This window comes from Sphingopyxis bauzanensis (genome assembly GCF_002205675.1).
In the GTDB taxonomy this organism is placed as follows: Bacteria; Pseudomonadota; Alphaproteobacteria; order Sphingomonadales; family Sphingomonadaceae; genus Sphingopyxis; species Sphingopyxis bauzanensis.
In genome coordinates, this window is the sequence record NZ_NISK01000002.1 from 159,033 (window position 1) to 174,274 (window position 15,242).

General features: G+C 64.0%; 14 protein-coding genes. 5 read left to right on the top strand and 9 right to left on the bottom strand.

The window, feature by feature from the left end:
- Positions 1-61: 61 nt before the first annotated feature.
- Positions 62-2,293, bottom strand: a complete 2,232-nt coding sequence (gene glyS, locus CDQ92_RS07330) for a glycine--tRNA ligase subunit beta (protein WP_088441448.1) — start codon at positions 2,291-2,293, stop codon at positions 62-64.
- A complete protein-coding gene (locus CDQ92_RS07335; RefSeq protein ID WP_088440771.1) occupies positions 2,290-3,171 on the bottom strand; it encodes a glycine--tRNA ligase subunit alpha in 882 nt (293 codons plus the stop codon). Before CDQ92_RS07335 ends, glyS begins: the two co-directional genes overlap by 4 nt.
- A 253-nt stretch (positions 3,172-3,424) precedes the next feature.
- Between CDQ92_RS07335 and CDQ92_RS07340 the strand changes: the two genes are divergently transcribed.
- The 4 genes from CDQ92_RS07340 to CDQ92_RS07355 all read left to right on the top strand — a co-directional run bounded on the left by CDQ92_RS07340 (position 3,425) and on the right by CDQ92_RS07355 (position 6,153).
- On the top strand, positions 3,425-3,640 hold the full coding sequence (locus CDQ92_RS07340; protein WP_088440772.1) for a helix-turn-helix transcriptional regulator: 216 nt from the start codon (positions 3,425-3,427) through the stop codon (positions 3,638-3,640).
- Positions 3,615-4,247 (top strand): hypothetical protein, encoded by a 633-nt coding sequence (locus CDQ92_RS07345; RefSeq protein WP_237246115.1) that lies wholly within the window; start codon positions 3,615-3,617, stop codon positions 4,245-4,247. The genes CDQ92_RS07340 and CDQ92_RS07345 overlap by 26 nt, the downstream gene beginning before the upstream one ends.
- A gap of 68 nt (positions 4,248-4,315) precedes the next feature.
- Positions 4,316-5,257 carry a TraB/GumN family protein gene (locus CDQ92_RS07350; RefSeq protein WP_088440773.1) on the top strand — a complete coding sequence of 314 codons (942 nt, stop codon included), beginning with the start codon at positions 4,316-4,318 and terminating at the stop codon, positions 5,255-5,257.
- Between the two features lie 53 nt (positions 5,258-5,310).
- Positions 5,311-6,153: a TraB/GumN family protein gene (locus CDQ92_RS07355; RefSeq protein ID WP_237246116.1), complete on the top strand. Its 843-nt coding sequence runs from the start codon at positions 5,311-5,313 to the stop codon at positions 6,151-6,153.
- 112 nt (positions 6,154-6,265) lie between these two features.
- On the opposite strand, the gene CDQ92_RS07360 is transcribed toward CDQ92_RS07355, so the two are convergent.
- The 6 genes from CDQ92_RS07360 to CDQ92_RS07385 all read right to left on the bottom strand — a co-directional run bounded on the left by CDQ92_RS07360 (position 6,266) and on the right by CDQ92_RS07385 (position 12,340).
- Positions 6,266-6,802 (bottom strand): J domain-containing protein, encoded by a 537-nt coding sequence (locus tag CDQ92_RS07360; RefSeq protein ID WP_088441451.1) that lies wholly within the window; start codon positions 6,800-6,802, stop codon positions 6,266-6,268.
- Positions 6,803-6,856: 54 nt separating this feature from the next.
- Positions 6,857-7,642 (bottom strand): polyphosphate kinase 2 family protein, encoded by a 786-nt coding sequence (locus CDQ92_RS07365; RefSeq protein ID WP_088440774.1) that lies wholly within the window; start codon positions 7,640-7,642, stop codon positions 6,857-6,859.
- Between the two features lie 97 nt (positions 7,643-7,739).
- Positions 7,740-8,615 carry an alpha/beta fold hydrolase gene (locus CDQ92_RS07370; RefSeq protein WP_088440775.1) on the bottom strand — a complete coding sequence of 292 codons (876 nt, stop codon included), beginning with the start codon at positions 8,613-8,615 and terminating at the stop codon, positions 7,740-7,742.
- Positions 8,616-8,617: 2 nt separating this feature from the next.
- Positions 8,618-10,399, bottom strand: coding sequence for an aspartate--tRNA ligase (gene aspS / locus CDQ92_RS07375; RefSeq protein WP_088440776.1), 1,782 nt, complete (start codon positions 10,397-10,399; stop codon positions 8,618-8,620).
- Between the two features lie 100 nt (positions 10,400-10,499).
- Complete coding sequence (locus tag CDQ92_RS07380) at positions 10,500-12,011, bottom strand: FAD-binding protein (RefSeq protein ID WP_088440777.1); 1,512 nt, start codon at positions 12,009-12,011, stop codon at positions 10,500-10,502.
- Positions 12,011-12,340 (bottom strand): hypothetical protein, encoded by a 330-nt coding sequence (locus CDQ92_RS07385; protein ID WP_088440778.1) that lies wholly within the window; start codon positions 12,338-12,340, stop codon positions 12,011-12,013. Before CDQ92_RS07385 ends, CDQ92_RS07380 begins: the two co-directional genes overlap by 1 nt.
- Positions 12,341-12,448: 108 nt before the next feature.
- Here CDQ92_RS07385 and rnd point away from each other — a divergent pair, with 108 nt between their 5' ends.
- Complete coding sequence (rnd, locus tag CDQ92_RS07390) at positions 12,449-13,636, top strand: ribonuclease D (protein WP_088440779.1); 1,188 nt, start codon at positions 12,449-12,451, stop codon at positions 13,634-13,636.
- A gap of 120 nt (positions 13,637-13,756) precedes the next feature.
- Here rnd and CDQ92_RS07395 read toward each other — a convergent pair whose 3' ends face one another.
- A complete protein-coding gene (locus tag CDQ92_RS07395) occupies positions 13,757-15,232 on the bottom strand; it encodes a Ppx/GppA family phosphatase (protein ID WP_229667181.1) in 1,476 nt (491 codons plus the stop codon).
- Positions 15,233-15,242: the final 10 nt, after the last annotated feature.

The following is a 15,242-nucleotide window of genomic DNA, read 5'->3' on the forward strand; positions in this document are numbered from 1 at the left end:
ATGTCTATCGTCGATTCAGATTTACTTCGTTCGTTATAAGGAGCGGCGCATAGCCGATGCGTCAGCCCTCGATCTTCGAGAAATCGGCAACGCCATGCACCGCGCCGGTAAATCGGGCGAGCAGGCCGAGCCGATAGGCGCGCAACGTTTCGTCGGGGTCGTTGACCATCACGCCGTCGAAAAACGCGTCGATCGGGGCGCGGAGCGAGGCGAGCGCGGCCATGGCGTCGGTGAAGCGTTCTTCGGCGACGGCGGTGGAGGCGGCGGGTTCGGCGCTGTCGAGGGCGGTAAGGAGGGTCTTGTCGATATCCGTCGCCCCCGCGAAATCTGGGGCCGCTATCGTGGGCTCACCATCGCCAGCGATCTCAGCTTTCGCTGGGATGACGATATCTTTGCCCGCCTGTTTCAGAATATTCGCGGCGCGTTTATACCCCGCCAGCAAATTCGCCCCGTCATCACTCGCCATAAACGCCTGCAACGCATTGACCCGCGCAAGCAGCCGAACCAGATCATTCTCGCCGCCGAGCGCAAACACGGCGTCAATCAGGTCGTGACGAACGCCGGCTTCGCGTTGCTGCACCTTGAGGCGGTCAATCAGAAATTCGAGAACCTGGGAAGCGGCAGTTTTGGGATTTAGCGCATCTGTCTCCAGCCTCGGCTCAATGCCCTGAAGGCGCATGAGAAGATCATATTTCTCGTCATTCGACTCTGCGCCAAAGACGTCCGCAACTTTGCCAAACCGTTCAAAATATGCGCGAGCGATTGCTTGCTGGTAGCAGGCCAAAGATAGACGAAATAGGAGCGGTCTGAGATGAACGCGAATGCCACCGCGCTCAATCAATTGAAGAATTGAAATAGCAGCCCGCCTCAAAGCAAACGGATCCTTGGACCCCGTCGGTTTCAGGCCGTAGCCAAAAAAGCCAACCAACGTATCCAGCTTATCCGCCAACGCCACAGCCACCGTCACCGGCGCCGTCGGCACGTCATCGCCCTGCCCGACCGGCTTGTAATGATCGCGGATCGCATCCGCGACCGCATCGGGCAGGCCTTCGGCGCGGGCGTAGTAGCCGCCCATCAGGCCTTGCAGTTCGGGGAATTCGCCGACCATTTCGGTGACGAGGTCGGCTTTCGCCAGTTCCGCTGCCTGCCGCGCGAGGGCGGGGTCGCAGTTCGGGACGATGCCTTCGCTCGCCAGCCATTCGGCCAGCTTCGCGACGCGCTCGACCTTGTCGGCGACGGTGCCGAGCTTTTCGTGGAAGGTGATGCGATCCAGCTTCTTTGCGTGGTCTTCCAGCTTGATCTTGCGATCCTGCTCCCAAAAGAAACGTGCATCCGAAAGCCGCGCCGCGAGCACCTTGCGGTTCCCCGCAACGATCTCCGCGCCGCCATCCTGCGCCGCAATGTTCGCGGTGCAAACAAAGCCGTTCGCCAGCTTGCCCGCCGCGTCATTCACTACAAAATATTTCTGGTTCACGCGCGCCGTCAACTGGATTACCTCGGGTGGCACTTCCAGAAACGCTTCGTCGAAACGCCCCAGCAACGGCACCGGCCATTCGGTCAGCCCGGCATTCTCGATCACCAGCCCTTCGTCCGCGACCAGTGTCAGCCCCGCGTCGGCGGCGGCCTTGGCGGCGCCGTCTCGGATGATCGCCTGCCGCTCCTCGTGATCGACGATGACATGGCACGCCCGCAGCTTTTCGGCATAGTCCAACGCCGAGCCGATCGTGATTTCGCCCGGGCAGTGGAAACGGTGGCCGCGCGTCGCAAAACCTGCGGCAATTCCGCCGATCTCGCTCGGCACCAGCTCTTCGCCAAAGATAGCAACGATGCCCGACAACGGGCGGACCCAGCGCAGGCTTTCGCTGCTCGCGCTGTCCTTGCCCCAGCGCATCGATTTGGGCCAGGCAAAGGCGCGAATGATCGCGGGGATAGCCTCGGCCAGCAGCTGGGCGGTCGCGCGACCGGGCTTGTCGATCACCGCAAAATATACGCCGTCGCGGTCTTCGAGCTGGTCCTGCGTCAGCCCGGTCTTGCGAAGGAAACCTTCGAGCGCCTGCGGCGGCGCGCTGCTGCGCGGGCCTTTGAGTTCTTCGCTGACCGCGGCGGTTGCTTCCGGCAGGTCGCGCGCAATCAGCGCGAGGCGCCGCGGCGTCGACCAGATGCTGAGGTCGCCGACGTCGATGCCCGCGGCAGACATCTGGGCGCGAAACAATTTGTCGAGTTCGGCGCGTGCGCCAGCCTGCATCCGAGCAGGAATTTCCTCGCTGCGCAGTTCAAGGAGGAAGTCGGTCACAGCGTCCACCCCGGGTATTTCGCGCTCCATGCGTCGGACTGGCTGTCGATCCATGCCTTGCAGCTGCCTTTGGCGAGGTCGCGCACGCGCGCCATGTAGTTGGCGCGTTCCTGGACGCTGATGACGCCGCGCGCCTGGAGCAGGTTGAACAGGTGGCTCGCTTCGATCGCCTGATCATAGGCGGCGAGCGGAACGTTCGCTTCGATCGCGCGCTGGCATTCGGCCTCGGCCGCCTTGAACCCCGCAAACAGCCCGTCGGTGTCGGCCACCTCGAAATTCCATTTCGAGAACTGCTTTTCATTCTCAAGGAACACGTCGCCATAGCTCACGCCCGGCACGTCGCCGACGGGGTCGGAAAAGCGCAGGTCGTATACATTGTCGACATTCTGGATATACATGGCGAGTCGTTCGAGCCCGTAGGTCAGCTCGCCCGCGACGGGTTTGCAGTCGAAGCCGCCCATCTGCTGGAAATAGGTGAACTGGGTGACTTCCATCCCGTCGCACCAGACTTCCCAGCCCAGCCCCCACGCACCGAGCGTCGGGCTTTCCCAGTCGTCCTCGACAAAGCGGATGTCGTGGAGCAGCGGGTCGATACCGATCGCGGCGAGGCTGCCCAGATATTGTTCCTGCAGGTCGGCGGGCGATGGCTTCAGGATCACCTGATATTGGTAATAATGCTGGAGTCGGTTCGGGTTCTCGCCATAGCGGCCGTCGGTCGGGCGGCGGCTCGGCTGGACATAAGCGACGTTCCATGGCTCGGGGCCGAGGCTGCGCAGCGTGGTTGCGGGGTGAAATGTCCCTGCGCCGACGCGCATGTCATAGGGTTGCAGGATCGCACAACCGCGCGCCGCCCAATAGGCGTGCAGCGTCAGGATCATGTCCTGAAAGCTTAAGGATTTCTTCTCCGCCGCGTCGGCCACTGTCCGCTCTTTCGCAGGTGCAACAAGTGTCGCTGCCCTTGGCGCAGGGCGCGTGCAGGGTCAAGGCGCGTGCGGCGCGGATGTTGGCGAACTGTCGCGCAGCCCGTCATTTCGGGGCGATGTAAGGTCTTGTTGACACAGTCAGCGAATCATGTCATTTAGTCAATAACACCTGACATTCGGTCAGTGTTGCCTGACAACGGGATCGACGATGAACAACCAGCTCAAGGTGCTGCGCGCGATGCGGAACTGGAGCCAGGCCGAACTGGCCGACCGGCTCGACGTGTCGCGCCAAGCGGTGAACGCGATCGAGACGGGGAAATACGACCCGTCGCTGCCGCTCGCCTTCAAACTGGCACGATTGTTCGCGATGCCGATCGAGGAGATTTTCGACGATGGCCATGAAGGACATGACGATGGACATTGATCCCAAACCGCGCCGCGCCCCCTCGATGTGGGTGCCGGTCGCAATCGGCCTTGGCACTGCGATGCTGGCGGGCGGTTTTGCTGGCTATAATCAGTCCGCTACGGAATCGGGCGAGGCTGCGATAGCACCCTGGGTAGGGCCGCTGTTCGCTGTCGCGCTCGGCGGCATTGCGCTGGCGCTCTATGTTCGTCGCCACGCTGACTCGTTCCGCAGCTGGTCGCCGCGCAAGCGGCTCTATTGGATCAGCGTCATCCTGTCGGGCGCGCTCGGATTCGTCACCGCGCTGGTGTTGCAGACCGGGCCGCAAGGCGCCGACGGCCTGCTCAGCAACAGCGCGATGACGCCGAATATTGCCATTGGCCTGTCATTGCTGTGGATCGTCGGGCTGATCGTCGCGCTGTTCCTCTATCACCGCACGATCGACGATCATGAGCGGCGGGCCTATCATCTCGGGGCGCTCGCGGGTTTCTACGCCTTTGTCATGCCCTGCCCCGTCTGGTGGGTGCTGTGGCGCGCCGATCTGGCGCCGCCGGTCGACGCGATGCAGCTGTTTGCCCTGTCGCTGATCGTCAACGGAATCGTATATTTCTGGTTCAAGTTCCGCTGAACACTTTCCCTCTCCCCTTCCCACCCCCCTCCGGCCATAAGCGCCATAGATAAAAGGACATTCTTCCGATGAAAAAATGGTTCAAAATCCTCGCCACGACCTGCGCGGTCATCCCCTTTGCGCAGTGCGCGGTGCTGCCCGGCAGCAATGTCGCTGCAGCCACTGAACCCGCTCCGGCCGCCGCGGCCGCTGCGCCGACCGACGCCGATCCGGCACTGTGGGTGGTCAAGGACGATGACACGACAATCTATCTGTTCGGCACTGTTCATGTGCTGAAACCCGGCCTCAGCTGGTTCGACGAAGCGGTGAAGACCGCGTTCGACAAATCGGACGAGATGATGCTGGAAATCGTCATGCCCGAAGATCAGGCCGCGGTGGCCAAAACGATGATGCCGCTGGCGATGGACACCACCGGCAAGACCATCCCCTCGCGCCTGACCCCCGAGCAGCTCCAGGCCTATCAGGCCGCGATGGTCAGCGTCGGGCTGCCGGCCAATGCGTTCGACAGTTTCGAGCCCTGGTTTCCGGCGATGACGCTGTCGGTGCTACCGCTGACCAAGCTGGGTTATGATCCGGAACAGGGCGCAGAGAAGCTGCTGACCAAATTCGCCAAAGCCGATGGCAAGCCGGTTGCAGGGCTTGAAACGCTCGAAGAACAGCTCGGCTTCTTCGACCAGTTGCCTGATACGCAGCAGGTCGCCTTCCTCAATTCGGTGGTCAAGGATCTCGACAAGCTCGGCCCGACGCTCGACAAGATGGTCGGGCTGTGGGCGAAGGGCGATCCCGACGGGCTCGCCGTCGTGATGAACGACAGTCTGGCGGCGACGCCGGAACTTGCCGCCATGCTGCTGTATGAGCGCAACGAGCGCTGGGCCGACCAGATCAAGACGCGGATGGACAAGCCGGGCACGGTGTTCATCGCGGTCGGCGCCGGGCATTTGGCGGGCGAAAAGAGCGTGCAGGATTATCTGAAGGACCGCGGCCTGACTGCGACGCGCATCGACTATTGACGACGGCAACGCATCCCGCCGGCCATTGGGGTCGCCGCTTTGCGGCGGCCCTTTTGCCGTTGTTGCTGGCGGGGTGCGGCACGCCCGAACCCGCACCGCAGGCAAAGCCGGCGATGTGGCTGGTCACCGATGACGACACCAAGATTTACCTGCTCGGCACGATGCACGCGCTGCCGCCCGGAACCGATTGGGATGGCGGCGCAGTAGGGCAGGCGATCGCCGCCGCCGACGAACTGATGATGGAATTGTCGCCGCAGCAAGCCGGTGCCGCAGGACGGATATTCCGGGAACTGGCGACACGGGCAGCCCCGCTACCGATCGAGGCGCGGCTGTCCGGAAAACCGTTGGCCCGCTTTCGCGCCTTCGAGGCGAGCGGTGGCAAACTGGACGCGGACCAACTCGACGATTGGGCAATCGTGATTTTAATCGGACAGCGTGCCGCGCGCGATGCCGATCTGTCACCGGCAGCAGGCGTCGAACGCGCACTGACCGATAAATTCCGCGCGGCGGGCAAGCCAATCCGCGGGCTGGAATCGGCGCGAGGCCAGCTGATGCTGTTCGAAAATCTTGACGCGCGGACCCAGCGCACATTGTTGACCCGCGCCGCCGTCGGCGCGAACGAGGCGGTCGATGACGTTACCAAACTGACCGCCGTGTGGAGCCGCGGCGATGTCGCGGCGATGGAACAGATGGTCAACGACGATGTCGACGCGGTGCCGGCTGCCCGCCTGGCGATCGTCACCGACCGCAACCGCCGCTGGGCCGCATGGGTGAAACGACGGATGGCTGAGCCCGGCACGGTGATGATGGCGGTTGGCGCAGGACATCTGCTGGGCGTCGATGGCGTACCGGCGATACTGGAAGCCGACGGCATGAGGGTAACGCGCGTGCAGTGAGGGGCGGTTTCGCCACGGTTTGCCGGTCGCCGATTTGGGAAGTGGCTGTCATTCTCCTCTCTCAAGGGGAGAGGGCTTTACGTCCGCAATCGGTCGCGGCCGACCGCATAACTTAAGCCGGTTTCCAGCTTTTCCGGTCTTCAGCCTGTTTCAGAACCTCGAACGCCGCCTGCCCTGCCGAGAAGCGTTTGGCGGCGGCGGCATCGCCCGGCTTGACGTCGGGGTGCGTTTCCTTGGCGAGCGCGCGCCACGCCTTTTTCGTCGTCTCGAAATCGGCGTCGGGTTCCAGATCGAGGATCTCCAGCGCGCGCATTTCGTCGGCGCTGCGGCTGCCGTCGCCCGATCCGCCCCAGGCATAATGCTGCGCCTTGGCGTAAGCCCCGGCATCGCGCGTCTCGTCAGCGGCGCGCGCGGCGGCATCTTCGGCGCTCAGGCCTTCGAAATAGTCCCAGCCGCGATTATATTCGGCGGCATGGGTTTCGCAGAAATACCAGCGTTCGGGGCTGTTCGGCGATTTCGGCGCGGGGCAGTTGCCGGGATTGGTGCAGCCGTGCCGGTCGCACAGGCGAACCTTTTGCGCTTCGTTGCCCGAGCCATAGGGGCGCCAGCGGGGAAATCCCCAATCGTCGGATCTTTTGGCGCGGCTCATCACCCCCATGTAGCGAGCAAGGCCGGTGATGGCTACCCGTAGGCCGCGAAAAACCTAGACTTTGGGCTTGTAGCCAAAGGCTTTGGTAGCCAGTTTGACGACCGCCGGGTCCAGATCGGGGGGCGTCATCGGCACGATCGCCTCCAGCGCCTCGGCGATATGGGTCAGCGCGGCGATGCGCGCCGCTTTCTTGTTGTTGCCATCGATCACCTTCCACGGCGCCCAGCGCGTGTTCGTCTGCGCGAACATCTCGTCCATCGCGGCGAGATAGTCTTTGCGCTTGGCGCGGTTGCGATAGTCATCGGCGCCGGTTTTCCACCGCTTCCAGGGGGCATCGAGGCGGTCGGCAAAGCGCTTGTCCTGCTCTTCCTGCGTCACGTGAACGAAAAGCTTGACGAGGTTGGTGCGGCTGCCGGTCAGCTGCGCCTCGAACTCGTTGATCTCGTCATAGCCCTTGCGCCATTCGGCCTCGGTTGCGAACCCCTCGACCCGCTCGACGAGGACGCGGCCATACCAGCTGCGGTCAAAGATCGAAATCTCACGATTGCCGGGCAGTCGCTTCCAGAAGCGCCACAGGAAATGGCGCGCCTTTTCCTCGTCGGTCGGTGCGCCGATCGGCCACACCTCGAAATAGCGCGGATCGAGCAGCGCGGTCATGCGTTTGATGATGCCGCCCTTCCCCGCCGCGTCCCAGCCCTCGAACATGATGACGCTGCGCTGGCCGTGCGTAATATGTGCCGCCTGCACACGCTCAAGCCGCTCCTGCAGCGTTTCCATGGCGTCGTCATAGTCGCCGTCATATTTGGTGCCGGATTCGTGATCGGAAAGGGAAATGGTCATGACGCTATCCCTAGCCCAACCCATGCAGTCAGACCAAGCCCGAAGCGGCGATGTCGATTTATGGGACAGCGCTGTCAAAACAGCGCAGGCACCGGGGTCAGAATTCGGTAGCGATCAGGTCGGCGAGGCGCTGCGGCGCCTCCATCGGGATGAAATGGCTTTGATCGGCCCATTGCTCGTCGCGCACCGCGCCCAACGCAGCGCCAAGGTCAGGCCAGGTCGGGCTGACCGAGAAATCGAGAGTGCCCGCGCGTTCCCCGGTCCTGGCGCGGATCACGCTCGTCGGCACGGCGAGGCATTCCAGCCAGTCGTGCGGATTAGTGCGCAGGGCGTTCTGATACACCGACGCTTCGAGCGCGGGCGGGCAGGCAAGCTCCCAGCCCTCACCATCCGGGGCAGCGAGCAGGCCGAACCGGCAATAGTCGGCGAGCGCCTCTCGCTGCCAATGCGCGTAGGGCGGACGCGATGCGAAATGCGCGTTCATGGCTTCCCAGCCATCCCAACGGCTGCGCCGCCGCGCCACTGGATGCTCCGCCGGATCGGGTACCGGTGCATCGGCCGCTCCGATATAAATTTCGGGCGGCATGATTACCGGATCGATCAGAAAGATATGCGCAAAGGCATTGCGCCGCTCGGCTGCGAGCCGGGTCAGGACGTAACCGCCCATGCTGTGGCCGCATCCAATGAGCGGCGTTCCGGCAAATCGGTCGACCAGCGGCAGCAGCGCGTCGGCGGTCTTGGCCCAGTCGGACAGCGACGCGGGCTTGGCGCTGCGACCATGGCCCAGTTGATCGGGCGCAATGACGTGCGTTCCATGCGGCAAGGCCGCGACCACCCGATCCCACAACCGCGCGTGAAAACCCGTCGCGTGGAGCAGCAGCAGCGAAGGCCGGTCCGACGGCTCACCCCATTCGAACCAGCAAATCTCGCCCGCCGGCGTGTCCAGCCGGTGCTCGCGCGGCGCTTCACTCACGCTCAGCCCTTTGGTCCATCCACGATGCGGATGCCGAGTTCCTTGAGCTGCTTGTCGCTGACCGGTGCCGGGGCATTCATCATCAGATCCTCGGCCTTCTGGTTCATCGGGAAGACGACGACCTCGCGGATGTTCGGCTCGTCGGCGAGCAGCATGACAATGCGATCGACGCCGGGGGCCGAACCGCCATGCGGCGGCGCGCCGAATTTGAAGGCGTTGATCATGCCGCTGAAGTTCGCGTCAACATCGGCTTGGCTGTAGCCCGCGATTTCGAATGCCTTGTACATGATGTCCGGGCGATGGTTTCGGATCGCGCCCGACGACAGTTCGACGCCGTTGCAGACGATGTCATATTGCCAGGCCAAGATGTCGAGCGGGTCTTTTGTTTCGAGCGCTTCGAGCTCACCCTGCGGCATCGAAAACGGGTTATGGCTGAAATCGATCTTGCCGGTATCCTCGTCGGCTTCGAACATCGGGAAGTCGACGATCCAGCACATTTCGAATTTGTTCGGGTCGATGAGGTCGAGCTGCTCGGCGACGCGGGTGCGCGCGAGGCCCGCGAGCTTCGCCGCCATAGCCTCCTTGCCCGCGGCAAAGAACAAGCCGTCGTCGGGGCCGGTGCCGAGCTCGGCGGCGAGCGCATCCATCTTGTCGCTGCCGTGGTTCTTGGCGATAGGACCGCCCCATTCGCCGCCCTTGCGCGTTGCATAGCCGAGGCCCGCAAAGCCTTCGCCCTGTGCCCAGCTGTTCATGTCGTCGAAGAATTTGCGGCTCTTCTCGGCGGTTGCAGGCGCCGGGATCGCGCGCACGACGTCGCCCGCAGCGACGATGTCGGCGAAGCGGCCGAAGCCCGAGCCGGTGAAATGCGACGACACGTCGGTGATGATTAGCGGGTTGCGCAGGTCGGGCTTGTCATTGCCATATTTCAGCATTGATTCCCGGTACGGAATGCGCGGGAACGAACCCGCCGGGGTCACTGACTTGCCGTTCGCAAACTCTTCGAACACCCCCGCGAGCACAGGTTCGATCGCGCCAAACACGTCATCCTGCGTAACAAAGCTCATTTCGAAATCGAGCTGGTAAAATTCACCGGGCGAACGGTCGGCACGGGCGTCTTCGTCGCGGAAGCAGGGCGCGATCTGAAAATAGCGGTCGAAGCCCGCGACCATCAGCAGCTGTTTGAACATCTGCGGCGCCTGCGGCAGCGCATAGAATTTGCCGGGATGAACGCGGCTGGGCACCAGATAGTCGCGCGCGCCCTCAGGCGACGAAGCGGTCAGGATCGGGGTCTGGAACTCGGTGAAGCCCTGATCGACCATGCGGCGGCGCAAGGACGCAATCACGTTAGAGCGCAGCATGATGTTGGCGTGGAGACGTTCGCGGCGCAAGTCGAGGAAGCGGTATTTCAGGCGGATATCCTCGGGATAATCCTGTTCGCCCGCGACCGGCATCGGCAGCTCGATTGCCGCCGACTGGACGACAACATCGCGCGCGCGCACTTCAATCGCGCCGGTGGGCAGGTTGGCGTTGACCGTTTCGGGCGAGCGCGCAACGACGTCGCCGGTGATCGTCACGACGCTTTCGGCGCGCAGGCCATCGAGGATCGCGAACGCCGCATCGCTGCTGTCGGCGACGATCTGGGTCAGGCCATAATGGTCGCGCAGGTCGACGAACAACAGACCGCCATGATCGCGCTTGCGATGCACCCAGCCCGAGACGCGGACCGACTGGCCGACCTGTTCGGCGCGAAGCTGGCCGCAGTTATGGGTGCGATAGGCGTGCATGGGATCGTCTTTCAATGTTCGGGAGCGCGCGTAGAAAACACGCTAATATGGCCGCGCCTAAGGCAGCGCGGCGCGCCATTTGTCAAGGGTTGAAGGCCAATCAGCAGGTCAGCCCCAGCCCGTCGAGTATCTCGCTACCGAACAGCGCGCGATGGGCGGGATCGGGAAGCAGCCGGTCGCGGGCGGCGCGCCAGCGGCGGAAATCCTCGCCATAGTCGGCAGCGACGCGCGCCGCGTCGAGGCGGCAGCTTTTGGCCCAATGGCGCGTGAAGGCGATCCCCTCGGCATCGAGCCGTTCGACGACGCGGGCGTAGGCGTCGGCGGTGCGCGGGCTGCGTGGTCCGTCGAAATCGATCACCGCATTGTGCGGGAAGCGCGCTGGCGCCAGCAAACCCTCGGCGCGCGCCATGAAGCGCACGGTGATGACGGTCGAGCCGCCGTGCCGCGCATAGACATCGCAGATGAGCTCGAATGCATGCGCCAGATCGGCGCGGTCAATTGTCACCGAGGCGTTGAACAGGTCGGCGAGCGGACGGTGCGTATCCAGACCCTCCCCCCAACTGCCGTACACCGGCGGCACATCAACGTCAGGGCCGCTCGCATAGCCCTGCTTCATCGCGAATTGCAGCAACGCACCCCGCGCCCAGGGATAATCGTCGAGGAGCCGTCCAAGCAGGCTGAGCGCATCATAGCCTGCCCCCAGCTGTCCTGGTGTCGCGCGTGGATAATCGTCGCGCCACGGCTCGCGATAGAGGAACCGCAGCATCGCGGGGCGCTTGAACGGTTTATAGGGATTCACGATCATCTGAACAAAATCGGGATCCCGATCGAGTGCATAGGCGGCCGAGAAGCGGCGGAAATCGCCCGCCGCCAGCCAGCCGAGCGCCGCGCGATCGACCTTGCGCAGATTCTGAATTGGACGGACGAGGAATTTTGGCACGCTATCCACGACCAGCGCCGTGATGATCCCCAGCGAACCGACCGGCAGCTGCGACGCGGCGAACAAATCATCGTCGCGCATCGGCACCGAACCCGTAGCAGCGACGAAGGCATCGTTCATCAACCCTGTCGCGGGTTCGATCCAGTGAATGCCCGCGGGCGTCACAATCTGCACCGCCCGAATATGATCCTGGATGCCACCGCTGGCGATCATCGACCCGTGGGTGCCGGTGGCACACGCACCCGCGAAGGTCTGACCATTGCCCGCGCCGCTCGTCCACAGCGAACGCCCCTGTGCCTCCAGCTTGTCCGACACTTCGTCAACCAGCGCTCCCGCCTCGACCAGCATCAGCCCGCTGGCGTCGACACCGGGCCGGACGTCGGCGGCGTCGATGCCGAAACAGCGGTTGAAACGCCGCGTGTGGAGCAACCAGCATTGGGAGGCAATATTGATGTTTGACGGTGACCAACCCGCGCCGAGCGGCCGGACGCGGCGCTGCGCCGCCACCGCATCAACCAGCCAGTCTTGCACCGATCCGGAAGCAATCGCGATCTCGTCGCGGCCGCGCTCCGCATCGCCGCTGCGCAGCGCAAAGCGCGTCGCCGCTTCGCAAGTTCCGGTACCGTGATAATTGGTCCAGCGTCCTTCGTCGCCGAGTCGCACGATCGGCATCAGGCGTCTCCCAGCGGAAGCACGCCGGCGTGGGCGCGCCAAGCGAGGGTGACCGGGCGCAGGAACCCGAAACTCGCTATCGCCACCAACATCTGTCGCCGCGTCGCGAATACGCGTACATCGCACAGGCCATGATCGGATTCCGGCGTCAGGAACGGTTGCACCGCCTGCACCGCGAACCCCCAGCCTTTCAGCATCACCACCATCGATTCTTCATCAAGCGGCCGCGGATTGGCGATCGAGACGAAAATATCCGCCTGCCCCGCGGCATATTGCCCGACGAGCAGCGCAAAACCGAGCGCAGCCAGCACCCAACCGACCCACATCATGCCCCAAATCCCTTCGTTTTTCCCCTGACCGGTATTCCGGTTCCGCGACCCGAAGAGTACGGACAATTTTTCCTGCCCGTTCTTTTCAACTAGCTGTATAGGCGCGCTATGCAAGTCCATCCGTTGATCGAAACCAACGCCGCGCTCGTCGAATTCTGCGCCCTTATCAGTCGCAGCGATTTCATCGCCGTCGATACCGAATTCATGCGCGAAAACACCTTTTGGCCAGAGCTGTGCCTGATCCAGGTCGCCGACCGCGAGCATGCCGCGGCGATCGATCCGCTCGCCCCGGGCATGGACCTGAAGCCGCTGCTCGACCTGCTGGTCGACAATGAGGATATGCTGAAGGTCTTTCATGCCGGCGGGCAGGATGTCGAAATTATCTTCAACCTGACCGGCAAGACGCCGCATCCGATTTTCGACACCCAGATCGGCCAGATGGCGATCGGCCAGGCCGAACAAGTCGGTTATTCGAACCTGGTCGAGGCTTGGATCGGGCTGCAACTCGACAAGGGTGCGCGCTTTACCGACTGGAGCCGCCGCCCGCTCGACAAGCGCCAGATCGACTATGCCGTCGGCGACGTCACCCATCTCGCCAAGATTTTCCCGATGATGCTCGACAAGCTGGTCAAGACCGGTCGGGGTCACTGGCTCGACGAGGAAATGGAAAAGCTGGCCGATCCGTCGAACTATAATCTTGATCCCGAAAACGCTTGGCAGCGGATCAAAATCCCTTCGCGCAAGCCTGATGTGCTGGGCCGGTTGCAGGCGCTCGCCGCATGGCGTGAACGCGAGGCGCGGTCGAAGAACCTGCCGCGTGGGCGCATCGTCAAGGACGAGACACTCGCCGACATCGCGGCGCATCCGCCGAAGGATCAGGACGGGTTAGGCCGCGTCCGCGGGCTGTCGGCGACCTGGCGCGGCAACGATATCGGCGCGCGGCTGATGGACGCGATCGCCAGCGCCAAGCCGATGGACAAGGACGACATGCCCGACCGCGCTCCGCGCGGCCCGGGGCTGGGCAAGGAAGGCGCCCTGGTTGCCGACCTGCTGAAGCTGCTGCTGAAAATCCGCGCCCGTGAACTCAACGTCGCATCGCGCCTGATCGCGCGCAGCGACGATCTGGAAGCACTCGCGGCGGGCGGCCGTGAGGGTATCGCGATGTTGCAAGGCTGGCGATACGATGTGTTCGGCTTTGCCGCGCTCAACCTGGTCGAAGGCCGGATGGGCTTTGCGGTCAAGCACGGCAAGCTGGTGATGAGCGAAATCGACGCGGCGACGGCAGCCGAGACTTAAACAGACGTCGCCCCCGCGAAGGGTGATGCAGAGACGCGTGCCTCTGATCGCGGCCGATGGCAGCCTTCTCCTGCGTCGCTGCGCAAAATGATAACGCCCCCCTTCGCGACGGCGACGCGTCTAAAGCAGCATCATGTCCGGCTTGGTATCCAGCGCCTGCGCCAGCGACCGCAGTCGGCGCTCGACCGATTCACCCGCCAGATGGTGCCACCCCTTGTCGAGGCTGAGCCGCAGTTTCCCACCCACCAGCGCGATATGGCTGGCTTTCAGCGGCGCCTCGACCCCGCCGGTCAGCCGCTGCGCCAGCCGGATCGCGAGCCCCCATTGCCGCGCCCGCGCCAACCGTTCGGGCGCCACAAGCGGCCCCATGTCGGGAAAATCGCTGTCGGCACCGCCGAAGCCAGCATGAAGCGCGCGCGCGAGCAGGATGCGCCCCGGAATATCGATGCCGCGCCAGTTGCCGTGCAGCCCGATCTCGGTCCCGCGTTCGGCACGGAAGTCGGGGTTGGCAGACCAGGCGACATCGCTGAGCAGGCTGGCGGCGAGCCGGACGCGGCTGTCGGCGGGTGCCTCGCCAGTAAACAGCGGCGCAATCCATTCGGTGATCGCGCGGCCATGCGGGGCAAAGCGTGCGAGCCGGCGCCCCTCAAACTCGGCGGCGACGATCAGCGGATCCTGCGCGCGCGTTTCAGCGTCGAGCGCCTGATAGAGCAGCCCTTCGCGCAGGCCCGACGACGACACCGTCATTTCGGGGACATCGAGGATATTGACCAACGCCGCGAGCAGCGCCGCCGCGTCGGGCAAGGCAGCGGCACGGTTCGACGCCATGCCGGGGATCGCGCGCAACTCTTCGAACGTCAGCCGGTTGGTAGCGCGAACGAGGCGCCGCAGTGCAGCCCGCGGCAGGCTGTGCTGGTCGAGCACCGCGAGCGGATCCTGCGTCAATTCCAGGTCGAGACGCGATAGCGCGCGCCACGATCCGCCGACCAGATAGAGCGGCAGGCCGGTCATGCCGCCGGGCCAGCCTGCCGTCCGGAGCATCTTGCGGACCGCGCGCTCGAACGTCTGTTGGCCATCCTTGCGCAGCGCGGGCAGGCGCAACACCCCGAGCGGGAAGGACGCGCGGCGTCCGACCTGACCATTGGCCACCTCGGCCAGTTCAAGGCTGCCACCGCCGAGGTCGACCGCGATGCCATGCGCGTCGGGGATCGCCGACAACACGCCGTAGCCCGCGGCTTCGGCTTCTTCCTCGCCCGACAACAGGCGAATTTTGAGCCCAGCCTCGGCCGCAGCGGCAATAAATTCGGGACCGTTTTCGGCGTCACGCACCGCCGCGGTCGCGACACATTGCAGGTTCTTGACCTCCATATGTTTGGCGAGCAGCGCGTAGCGGCGCAGCGCGGTCAGGCCGCGCTTGGCATCCTCGTCGGCGATGCGGCCATCGATTGCGAGGCCGCGGCCCAGCCCGGCTGCGACCTTTTCGTTAAAGATCACCGCGGGCGCGCGCGCCGGTCCTTCATAGACGACGAGGCGGACCGAGTTCGATCCGATGTCGATAACGGCGGAGCGATGGACGGCCTGTTTTGAGGTTCGCAACAGTCCCAAA

Bases quoted from the DNA above. Each gene is read 5' to 3' on its own strand.
- CDQ92_RS07335 (WP_088440771.1), bottom strand. From the start codon at position 3,171: ATGATCCTGACGCTGCACGCCTATTGGGCGGCGCGCGGTTGTGCGATC.
- CDQ92_RS07340 (WP_088440772.1), top strand. From the start codon at position 3,425: ATGAACAACCAGCTCAAGGTGCTGCGCGCGATGCGGAACTGGAGCCAG.
- CDQ92_RS07345 (WP_237246115.1), top strand. From the start codon at position 3,615: ATGAAGGACATGACGATGGACATTGATCCCAAACCGCGCCGCGCCCCC.
- CDQ92_RS07350 (WP_088440773.1), top strand. From the start codon at position 4,316: ATGAAAAAATGGTTCAAAATCCTCGCCACGACCTGCGCGGTCATCCCC.
- CDQ92_RS07360 (WP_088441451.1), bottom strand. From the start codon at position 6,802: ATGAGCCGCGCCAAAAGATCCGACGATTGGGGATTTCCCCGCTGGCGC.
- CDQ92_RS07365 (WP_088440774.1), bottom strand. From the start codon at position 7,642: ATGACCATTTCCCTTTCCGATCACGAATCCGGCACCAAATATGACGGC.
- aspS (WP_088440776.1), bottom strand. From the start codon at position 10,399: ATGCACGCCTATCGCACCCATAACTGCGGCCAGCTTCGCGCCGAACAG.
- CDQ92_RS07380 (WP_088440777.1), bottom strand. From the start codon at position 12,011: ATGCCGATCGTGCGACTCGGCGACGAAGGACGCTGGACCAATTATCAC.
- CDQ92_RS07385 (WP_088440778.1), bottom strand. From the start codon at position 12,340: ATGATGTGGGTCGGTTGGGTGCTGGCTGCGCTCGGTTTTGCGCTGCTC.
- rnd (WP_088440779.1), top strand. From the start codon at position 12,449: ATGCAAGTCCATCCGTTGATCGAAACCAACGCCGCGCTCGTCGAATTC.